This is a genomic window from Streptomyces sp. AcH 505 (assembly GCF_000818175.1).
Classification (GTDB): Bacteria; Actinomycetota; Actinomycetes; order Streptomycetales; family Streptomycetaceae; genus Streptomyces.
Window position 1 is genome coordinate 3,129,530 of sequence record NZ_JTIY01000001.1, and the last position, 8,549, is coordinate 3,138,078.

12 protein-coding genes are annotated in these 8,549 nt (G+C 69.1%); 7 read left to right on the plus strand and 5 right to left on the minus strand.

Features of this window, described 5'->3' with window-relative positions; all coding sequences use genetic code 11:
* Nucleotides 1–156: 156 nt before the first annotated feature.
* From HY68_RS14380 to HY68_RS42800, 3 genes are all read right to left on the minus strand, one after another.
* The gene (locus HY68_RS14380; protein WP_041988824.1) at nt 157–1,071 is read right to left on the minus strand and encodes a nitroreductase/quinone reductase family protein; all 915 of its coding nucleotides are present in this window, start codon (nt 1,069–1,071) and stop codon (nt 157–159) included.
* A gap of 305 nt (nt 1,072–1,376) precedes the next feature.
* A complete protein-coding gene (locus HY68_RS14385; protein ID WP_041988825.1) occupies nt 1,377–1,802 on the minus strand; it encodes an ATP-binding protein in 426 nt (141 codons plus the stop codon).
* Between the two features lie 50 nt (nt 1,803–1,852).
* Nucleotides 1,853–2,074 (minus strand): hypothetical protein, encoded by a 222-nt coding sequence (locus HY68_RS42800; protein WP_157874346.1) that lies wholly within the window; start codon nt 2,072–2,074, stop codon nt 1,853–1,855.
* A gap of 28 nt (nt 2,075–2,102) precedes the next feature.
* Between HY68_RS42800 and HY68_RS14390 the strand changes: the two genes are divergently transcribed.
* The 4 genes from HY68_RS14390 to HY68_RS14405 are packed head-to-tail and all read left to right on the plus strand — an operon-like array spanning nt 2,103 to nt 3,605.
* Nucleotides 2,103–2,996, plus strand: coding sequence for a helix-turn-helix transcriptional regulator (locus tag HY68_RS14390; RefSeq protein ID WP_041988826.1), 894 nt, complete (start codon nt 2,103–2,105; stop codon nt 2,994–2,996).
* A 5-nt stretch (nt 2,997–3,001) separates the two neighbouring features.
* On the plus strand, nt 3,002–3,205 hold the full coding sequence (locus tag HY68_RS14395) for a DUF397 domain-containing protein (protein WP_041988828.1): 204 nt from the start codon (nt 3,002–3,004) through the stop codon (nt 3,203–3,205).
* Nucleotides 3,202–3,405 (plus strand): DUF397 domain-containing protein, encoded by a 204-nt coding sequence (locus HY68_RS14400; protein WP_041988830.1) that lies wholly within the window; start codon nt 3,202–3,204, stop codon nt 3,403–3,405. The genes HY68_RS14395 and HY68_RS14400 overlap by 4 nt, the downstream gene beginning before the upstream one ends.
* On the plus strand, nt 3,402–3,605 hold the full coding sequence (locus HY68_RS14405; RefSeq protein ID WP_041988833.1) for a DUF397 domain-containing protein: 204 nt from the start codon (nt 3,402–3,404) through the stop codon (nt 3,603–3,605). The genes HY68_RS14400 and HY68_RS14405 overlap by 4 nt, the downstream gene beginning before the upstream one ends.
* Here HY68_RS14405 and HY68_RS14410 read toward each other — a convergent pair.
* Together HY68_RS14410 and HY68_RS14415 are read right to left on the minus strand one after the other, a co-directional pair.
* Nucleotides 3,596–4,219, minus strand: a complete 624-nt coding sequence (locus HY68_RS14410) for a histidine phosphatase family protein (RefSeq protein ID WP_041988834.1) — start codon at nt 4,217–4,219, stop codon at nt 3,596–3,598. The genes HY68_RS14405 and HY68_RS14410 overlap by 10 nt on opposite strands.
* 100 nt (nt 4,220–4,319) lie before the next feature.
* Nucleotides 4,320–4,955 (minus strand): MerR family transcriptional regulator, encoded by a 636-nt coding sequence (locus tag HY68_RS14415; protein ID WP_041996061.1) that lies wholly within the window; start codon nt 4,953–4,955, stop codon nt 4,320–4,322.
* 185 nt (nt 4,956–5,140) lie between these two features.
* On the opposite strand from HY68_RS14415, the gene HY68_RS14420 reads away from it, so the two are divergent.
* Genes HY68_RS14420 through HY68_RS14430 form a run of 3 tightly spaced genes read left to right on the plus strand, consistent with a single transcriptional unit; the run spans nt 5,141 to nt 8,471 of the window.
* Entirely contained in the window at nt 5,141–6,664 is a 1,524-nt protein-coding gene (locus HY68_RS14420; RefSeq protein ID WP_041988836.1) for an NAD(P)/FAD-dependent oxidoreductase, read from the plus strand.
* Nucleotides 6,661–7,569 (plus strand): alpha/beta hydrolase, encoded by a 909-nt coding sequence (locus HY68_RS14425; protein ID WP_041988839.1) that lies wholly within the window; start codon nt 6,661–6,663, stop codon nt 7,567–7,569. Before HY68_RS14420 ends, HY68_RS14425 begins: the two co-directional genes overlap by 4 nt.
* The gene (locus HY68_RS14430; RefSeq protein ID WP_041988840.1) at nt 7,566–8,471 is read left to right on the plus strand and encodes an SDR family oxidoreductase; all 906 of its coding nucleotides are present in this window, start codon (nt 7,566–7,568) and stop codon (nt 8,469–8,471) included. Before HY68_RS14425 ends, HY68_RS14430 begins: the two co-directional genes overlap by 4 nt.
* Nucleotides 8,472–8,549 lie beyond the last annotated feature (78 nt).

Below are 8,549 nucleotides of genomic sequence, written 5' to 3' on the forward strand. Positions count from 1 at the left end.
TAGTCGCTGCTCAACGAGCGCGGTGGTCCATGCTCGCGGACGGTGGTGGTGGGCCGATCGACGTCCTGGGTATTCAACTCCCTTTGCACGAGGCCAACACAGTGCCGGACCGGCCAAGTGGCCCACCGCATGAGTCGGCAGGAGGCGTGGTCCTGGTCAGGGAGTGGGAGACGGTGCCGGTGGGGGCCAGGGGATGTGGGTCAGGAGGGGGAGGAGGTGGTCCTCCTCGTGGTCGAGGTGCGCGTTCAGTTCGGCCGACATGCGGGCCACCTCGGCGCGGAAGCGGTGCGGGTCGGAGAGGGTGATGTCGGCCAGCAGCGAGGCGAGTTCGTCCTGAATTCGAGCCACTGTCGCGTGTTCTGCAGCCAGTTGGGCGAACACATCGGTCAGGTCGGGGTGGCGGGCCGCGATTCCGGGGAACAGGTGTGCGTCCTCGCTGGTGTGGTGGAACTCCAGCCCCTGGCAGAAGGCCAGGCAGCGCTGGCGGATCTGCAGTCCCAGGGCGGGCGGTGGTTCGGCGGGTCCGTTGTGTGCTCCTCGCGCGGCGAAGTGGGCATCCACCTCCGCTCCGATGTGCAGTAGTTGGGCACGAAGCCAGGTGTGCACCTCCATCAGCTTGTCGGCGAGGGTCGTGACCTCGGTGGGTGGCTGCCAGCCGTCGGGTTCAGGGCGTTGCAGGATGACCACCGGCAACTGCCGCTCTGTGCGGGCCGCGTAGTCGGCGTACCCGGGCGCCGCGCGTACACAGCGCTCGAACAGCTCGTCACGGTTGGTTCCTTCGGCGGGGACCGCGAGGGCGTCGTAGGTGGCGGTGCCGATTTCCACCTGTACGACGGGGTGGGCGAGCAGGTTGTGGTACCAGCCGGGGTGGTGAGGTCCGCCGAGGTTCGACCCGACCACCAACAGCAGCTCGCCGTCGCGTACGAAGCCGAGCGGTGTGGTGTGGGGGCGGCCCGACCGGGCGCCGGTGGTCGTCAGCAGCAGGAGATCGCCGCCCGCGAACGGGCCGCCGACCTTGCCCGCGTTGGCTCGGAACTCGGCGATGACGGATTGGTTGAAGGATGTGGGCATGCGGTTTCGCTTCTCCGGGGGAGGATGTGGGGCCGCGCGGCGGCCGGGGGCGACGAGCGTGAAAGCGCTACGTCAGCGGTGGGGGCAAGGGTGAGAACTCATGCCGGATCCCTGATGTGAAGGGTGCTCCGCCCAGTCACCGGCCTGCCCACTGCTCTTTGGCCGGCACCACGCGGCACCAGGGCCTATTACATGCGCCGCGGCGGATCACTGTCAACGAGCACCGGTCGCGAAGAGCGCCCACAGGAGCGCGCCGCACAGCGTCAGGACGGAGAGTACGCAGGCGACCTGCTGGCCCTTCGGGCTCACGTCCCCTCGCCACCCACCTGCGCCCAGACGAGCTTCCCGACCCCACGCCGCTCGCTCGCGCCCCACCGCTGGTTGGTCAGCTCGTCCACCAACGCGAGCCCCCGGCCCCCTTCGTCGTCGTCCGCCGCCTTGTGCCGCTGCGGCAGTTCGTCGCTGGCGTCGTGGACCTCGATCCGTACGGAGTCGTCCTGCCGGATGATCCACGTCTCGACCATCCGACCCGGCACGTGTGCGTGCAGCACGGCGTTGGTCATCAGCTCGGAGAGGACGAGCGCCGCCACATCACCGAGTTCGGCCAGTCCCCAGGCGTCGAGAGCATCCAGCAACAGATGCCGGGCGAGCCCCACGGAGCGCCGGTTGCGCGGCCAAAGCTTGCGTACGAGGGGGGTGTTCGCGGGTGATGTGGCATTCGCTGAGTGCATGGGCGTGCCCTCCGTCGGCTCGTGGAGCCGGAGTTGTCGCTGTCGGGACGTCAACTCACTTCGGCCACGCTTTGTGAGGAGGTGGCAGCGCAATGTGAGCGACTGCCTGTAAGCCTGGCACCGCTGGCGGTACGGTGATACCGCTGCACGAAATTCTTGTCGTCAAAATCCAGCGTGAACTTTCGTATCAGATAGGCGAGTTCACGCAGTTCTTCGGCGGCTCCCGCTGCGGCGCAGAAGGTTCCTTGCGGCTGCGGAACCTTCACCGACACACTGGAACACTGCGCAGAGGAGAAGCAGATGAACTCGGACGTGGAAGCGGCGACCCCCGCTCTGTGTCGTCTTCAGTTAGGAAATGAGCTTCGACAACTCCGTCTGGCCGCCGGCCTCAAGGGCTCTCAGGTGGTCAGCAAACTGCGCTGGAGTCCGTCGAAGCTCACCCGGCTCGAAACCGGGGAGAACGCGTCGGTCGAGCCTGACGACGTGGCGGCGCTGTGCGACATCTACCAAGCCGGGACGGAGGCGCGCGAGCGCCTGCACGGGTACGCGGTCGTCACGTGCATCAAGCGGGACTGGTGGCACAGCCGGGAGTATCGCCCGGTGATCGGGGCCGGGTTGAAGGCATTCCTCGATCTTGAGGCCACCGCCACCTCGCTTCAGACGTACGAGTCAGAGTTCGTACCGGGCCTGTTGCAGACCGAGGCGTACGTCTACGCCATCCACCAGATCCATCAACGGGCCCGCGAAGCGCTGTCGGCTCAGGATATGGATCGGATGGCGGCCGTAAGGACGACACGAGCGGAAGTCCTTAGCCGCCCCGACTCGCCGTTGAAGTTCACGGCGATCGTCAACGAGGCCGTATTGCGCCGACCTGTGGGGAGGCCGCCGGTCATGCGGGACCAACTCACTCACATCGTCGAGGTTGTGGAATCCCTGCCGAACGTGAGGGTGCAGGTCATGCCGTTTCGAGTCGGCGCCCATGCAGGCATGGACGGGCCGTTCGTCGTCATCCATTTCCCGGAGAGGCTGGCACTGAAGCCGATGATCTACCTGGAAAACCTGTCGGACGCGTGGGTCAAGCGGAGTGATAGTGATGTCGAACAGTACGGAGACGCGTTCTCCGATCTCCAAGCCCTTGCTCCGGGACCGCAGGAGTCCCTGAGCATGATCAAGGAAGCGATCAAGGAGCATTGATAGCAATGACCACCAAGGCAGACACCCTCACCGGTGCCAACTGGTTCAAGTCGAGCTACAGCAACGGCTCGGGCGGCAACTGCGTCGAGGGCGCGCGCCTCGCGGATGGCGTCATGGCTGTCCGTGACTCCAAGAGCCCCCACGGCCCGGCCCTGCTCTTCCCCGTCAGCGCATGGCTCGCTTTCACGAAGGAGTACGGAGACCGATGACCACCAAGGCTGACGCCCTCGACGCCGCTGGCTGGTTCAAATCCAGTTACAGCAACGACCAGGGCGGCGCGTGCGTCGAGGGCGCCCGCCTTGCGGACGGTTCGATGGCCGTCCGTGACTCCAAGAGCCCCCACGGCCCGGCCCTGCTCTTCCCCGCCAGTGCCTGGCACGCCTTCACGAAGGAGCACGGAGACCGATGACCACCAAGGCTGACGCCCTCGACGGCGCCGACTGGTTCAAGTCGAGTCACAGCAACGACCAGGGCGGCAACTGTGTCGAGGGCGCCCGCCTTGCGGACGGCTCCATGGCCGTCCGTGACTCCAAGAGCCCCCACGGCCCCGCCCTGATCTTCGCCCCCAACGTCTGGCGCGCGTTCATTTCGGGTCCCGGTCAGATGTGAAGTTCGGGCGGGAAGCCCGTCCAGCGCAGTTCTGTCGGCAGGTGCCGCATGTCGTTGGTGACGAGCACGGAGGTCGGCCTGCCGGGTGCGTATCGGATGACCGTCAGTGCCGCGTTGCCGTGGTTGAGGGCCATCCAGCGCCACTTGGGGGCGTCGAGGGCGGCTCGGACCAGCCAGCCGATGAGGAAGTTGTGGGTGACGACGAGTTCATGGCGGGGGCGGTCTCCGGCGACCGGGCCGGTGAACTCCGCCAGTGCTTCCTGGGCCAGCGCCGTCCCACGGTCGCGCTCCTCTTCCGGTACCTGAGCGAGGAAGCTGAGCAGGGCGTCGGCTGAATCCGGCGGCAGCTCCTCCTTCGTGGGCACGTACGGGACGTAGTCGCCGGCCGGCTCCGCTTCGTGCAGGGGGACGGTGTCGAGCTGTGCGCCGATCAGCCGGGCCGTCTGCCGCGCCCGAGGCAGCGGTCCGTGGTGGATCGCGGAAAGCGGGGTGCTGCGGAGCCGTTCACCGAGGAGAACGGCTTGGCGCCGACCGTTTTCCGTCAGGGTTGTCTCGTCTGCCGACGCCTCACCGTGCCGGGCGAGGTAGAGGTGTCGAGCGGCTGTTGCTGTCATGGTCCGGGCTCCGTCGTCATCCGTGATCTTGTACGTCAGGGATGGACGCTGAGCTGCCTGTGCACAGTTCCGACGCAGCCGTCCGCAGCCGTCCGCGGCCTCAAGTCCCGGTGTCGTCGCGCGTAGCGCGTAGGTGGCGGTCCAGGGCCATCGAGAGTTCCGCCTCCACCACGCTCTTCGCCAGCGGGCGGAGCTTGGCCGGGTCCGTGTCGCCCGCGTGGGCTTGCAGCGTCGTCGCGAAGAGCGACGCCAGCGCGTCGGCGTGGGCGCGGACCTGGCGGCCCGCCTCCAGGACCGCGGCCAGGGGGACGCCCTCGCGGACCAGGGCCGCCGAGACGTCCAGGAGGCGGCGGCTGATGTGGACCAGTTCGTCGCCGTCCGTGGCGAGGTAGCCGAGGTCCAGGGCCGTGGCCAGGTTCTCCGGGGTGACCTCGCCCTCGAAGTAGTCGGCCAGCTCCTCGGGGGAGAGGTGGACCGGGGTTTCCTCGGTCGGTTCGCCCAGGCCCAGCACCTCGCCCACGTCGCGTCCGCTTTCGAACGTGGAGGCGAGGTCGGCGATGCCGGTCAGGGTGTGGCCGCGTTCCAGCAGGGCCGCGATCGTGCGCAGTCTGGCCAGGTGGTGGTCGTTGTACCAGGCGATACGGCCTTCCTTGCGCGGGGGCGGGATCAGGTCCCGCTCGCGGTAGAAGCGCACGGTGCGGACGGTGATGCCGGCTGCCTCTGCCAGCTCCTCCATGCGGTATTCGCGTTCGCCTGCCACTTGGCAACCTTATGCCGTACCGCCGGTAACTTGTTTGGCACGCCCACTACCCATGGGTAGGAAGCTGCTCTAGTCTCCTGATAGTGCCAGTGATTACTGGCGCGGTTCGGGAGTGGGCTGCCCGGTGACGCCGGTGGCAGGAGTGCGGGAGGCGAAGCATTTTGAGTCAGCACGAGCACGTACGCGTGGCGGTGATCGGGTCCGGATTCGGCGGCCTCGGGGCGGCGGTCCGGCTCCGGCGCGAGGGGGTCACCGACTTCGTCGTCCTGGAGCGGGCGGACTCCGTCGGCGGGACCTGGCGCGACAACAGCTACCCCGGGTGCGCCTGTGACGTCCCCTCGCATCTCTACTCGTTCTCCTTCGCGCCCAACCCCGACTGGCCGCGCACGTTTTCCGGCCAGCGCCACATCAGGGCGTATCTGGAGCGCGTCGCCGACACCTTCGGCCTTCGGCCGCATCTGCGGCTCAACCATGAGGTGACGCTGGCCCGGTGGGACGAGGACGAGCTGCGGTGGGAGCTGGAGACCGCGCACGGCGCGACGTTCACCGCCGATGTCGTCGTCTCCGCCGGCGGGCCGCTGTCCGATCCCAAGATCCCGGCGATCCCGGGCCTGGAGACCTTCCCCGGCAAGGTCTTCCACTCCGCCCGCTGGGACCACGACTACGACCTGCGCGGCAAGCGCGTCGCCGTCATCGGTACGGGTGCGTCCGCGATCCAGGTCGTGCCGGCGATCCAGCCGGAGGTGGCGAAGCTGACGCTCTTCCAGCGCACGCCGCCGTGGGTGATGCCCCGCGCCGACCGGGCCATCTCGGCGGCCGAGCGCTGGCTGCACCGCAAGGTGCCCGTCACCGGCGCCGTGCGGCGGCAGCTGCTCTGGGGGATCAGGGAGCTCCAAGTACAGGCGTTCACGAAGCGGCCCAACGAGCTGGGGGTCGTGGAGTCCATCGCGAAGGCCAACATGGCGAAGGCGATCAAGGACCCGGCACTACGGGCCAAGTTGACGCCCTCGTACCGGATCGGGTGCAAGCGCATCCTGCTCTCCAGCGCGTACTACCCCGCGCTCGCGCAGCCCAATGTCGATGTGGTCGCCGCCGGTCTTACCGAGGTGCGCGGCTCCACGCTGGTCGGCGCCGACGGTACGGAGACGGAGGTCGACGCGATCGTCTTCGGCACCGGCTTCCATGTGACGGACATGCCGATCGCCCAGCGCGTGGTGGGTGTGGGCGGCACGACCCTGGCCGAGGCGTGGAAGGGCGGGATGGAGGCGCTGCGCGGGGCGACGGCGGCCGGGTTCCCGAACTGGATGACGGTCATCGGGCCCAACACCGGCCTCGGCAACTCCTCGATGATCCTGATGATCGAGTCCCAGCTGAACTATCTGGCGGACTATCTGAAGGCGCTGGACGCGCTCGCCGCGCCCGGTGAGCGGGTGGCGCTCGACCCGAAGCCGGCCGCCGTCGGCGCCTGGAACGACCGGGTGCAGGAGCGCATGAAGCGCACGGTGTGGAACACCGGGGGCTGCACGAGCTGGTATCTCGACGCCAACGGCCGCAACACCACCATCTGGCCCGGCACGACGACGGAGTTCCGCAAGGCGACCCGTGAGGTGCGGCTCGTCGAGTACGACGTGCTGCGGCCGGACCGGGCCCGCGCCGCGAAGACAGTGAAGGAGGCGGCGCTGTGACCACACAGCTCATCAGGCCCGCCCATCGCGACCAAGTGGTCGTGTCCGCGGACGGGTCCAAGATCCAGGTGGAGGTCTACGGGGCGGACGACCGGCCCGCGGTCGTCCTCTCGCACGGCTGGACCTGCTCGATCCGCTTCTGGGCCGCGCAGATCACCGACCTCGCCGTCGACCACCGCGTGATCGTCTACGACCAGCGTGGCCACGGCCGTACGCCCCCGCCCGCCGACGGCGGTTTCGGCTACAGCACGGACGCCCTCGCGGACGATCTGGAGGCCGTGCTGAGCGCCACCCTCAAGGACGGGGAGAAGGCCGTCGTCGCCGGGCACTCGATGGGCGGGATGACGATCATGGCGGCGGCCCGCAGGCCCGCCTTCCGCAAGCATGTGGCGGCGGCGCTGCTGTGCAGCACGGGCTGCTCGCTGCTGGTCACCGAATCGCTGATCGTGCCGCTGCGGTCAGGCCGCATGCGGACCTGGCTCACCCGCAAGCTCCTCGGCTCGCCCGCCCCGCTCGGACCCGTCACGGCGCTCTCGAAGCGGATCCTGCGGTACGGGACGATGGGCCCCGGCGCGACCGCCGAGCAGATCGCGGAGTGCGCCCGGATCGTGCACGCCTGTCCGCGCCCCGCCAGGGTCGCCTGGTCGCGGGTCCTCGACGAACTCGATCTCGAAGCGGACGTCCGGGAGTTGACCGTGCCCACCGCGATCATCGTCGGCTCGGCCGACCGGCTCACCCCGCCGGTCCACGCACGGACGATCGAGGCCGGGCTGCCGCGCAGCGCCGGGCTCACCGAAGTCCCGGGGATGGGCCACATGTCACCGGTCGAGGAGCCCGAACTCGTCACCGCGCGCATCCGCGAACTGGTCGGCGCGCATCTGACCACCAAGGAGGACGCCGTATGAGTGGGAACCGGCCGCGTGGACTCGACGGGCAGGTCGCCGTCGTCACCGGCGCAGCGCGCGGAGTCGGGGAACTGCTCGCCCGCAAGCTCTCCGCTCGTGGCGCGACGGTCGCGCTCGTCGGCCTGGAGCCCGACGAGCTGAAGCAGGTCGCCGGCCGGCTGCACGGCGAGAGCGATTACTGGCACGCCGACGTCACCGACCACCGCGCGATGGCGGAGGTGGCGCGTGAGGTCAAGGAGCGCTTCGGCAAGGTCGACATCGTCGTGGCCAACGCGGGGGTCGCGAGCGGCGGTCCCTTCATCGACTCCGACCCCGACGCGTGGCGGCGAGTCATCGAGGTCAACCTCATCGGCGGTACGGTCACGGCCCGCGCCTTCCTGCCCGCACTGACCGAGAGCCGCGGCTACTTCCTGCAGATCGCCTCGCTCGCCGCGATCACGCCGGCGCCGATGATGACCGCGTACTGCGCGTCCAAGTCCGGCGTCGAGGCGTTCGCGCACAGCCTGCGCTCCGAGGTCGGCTACCTGGGGGTGCGGGTCGGCGTCGGCTATCTGTCCTGGACCGACACGGACATGGTGCGCGGCGCCGACCAGGACGACGTGATGCGGGAGCTGCGGCAGCGGCTGCCGTGGCCGTCGAACCGCACGTACCCGCTGGGCCCGGCCGTCGACCGGATCGTCGCGGGGATCGAGCGGCGCTCCGCCCATGTGTACGCGCAGTGGTGGCTGCGTGGGATGCAGTCCGTACGGGGCTATCTGCCGGGCGTGATCGCCACGGTGGGTCAGCGCGAGATGCGTCGGTTCGCACCGCGCCTCGCGGGGGTGCCCAAGGGTCTGGTGGGCGCGGGTGGAGCGGCGGACGAGCGCCGCCGCGCGGAGAACGCCACGGGGTCGCCCCACTGACGGCCCCGTCGGTGTCGCCGTCCGGCGTTGTCGCCGTCCGGCGGGGGTTGCGGGCTTTGGCTGCGCCGGGTTTTGCGT

What these genes read in the sequence shown, in the direction of transcription:
- HY68_RS14380 (WP_041988824.1), bottom strand. Translation starts at nt 1,071, where the DNA reads ATGCCCACATCCTTCAACCAATCCGTCATCGCCGAGTTCCGAGCCAAC.
- HY68_RS14385 (WP_041988825.1), bottom strand. Translation starts at nt 1,802, where the DNA reads ATGCACTCAGCGAATGCCACATCACCCGCGAACACCCCCCTCGTACGC.
- HY68_RS14390 (WP_041988826.1), top strand. Translation starts at nt 2,103, where the DNA reads ATGAACTCGGACGTGGAAGCGGCGACCCCCGCTCTGTGTCGTCTTCAG.
- HY68_RS14395 (WP_041988828.1), top strand. Translation starts at nt 3,002, where the DNA reads ATGACCACCAAGGCAGACACCCTCACCGGTGCCAACTGGTTCAAGTCG.
- HY68_RS14400 (WP_041988830.1), top strand. Translation starts at nt 3,202, where the DNA reads ATGACCACCAAGGCTGACGCCCTCGACGCCGCTGGCTGGTTCAAATCC.
- HY68_RS14405 (WP_041988833.1), top strand. Translation starts at nt 3,402, where the DNA reads ATGACCACCAAGGCTGACGCCCTCGACGGCGCCGACTGGTTCAAGTCG.
- HY68_RS14410 (WP_041988834.1), bottom strand. Translation starts at nt 4,219, where the DNA reads ATGACAGCAACAGCCGCTCGACACCTCTACCTCGCCCGGCACGGTGAG.
- HY68_RS14415 (WP_041996061.1), bottom strand. Translation starts at nt 4,955, where the DNA reads ATGGAGGAGCTGGCAGAGGCAGCCGGCATCACCGTCCGCACCGTGCGC.
- HY68_RS14430 (WP_041988840.1), top strand. Translation starts at nt 7,566, where the DNA reads ATGAGTGGGAACCGGCCGCGTGGACTCGACGGGCAGGTCGCCGTCGTC.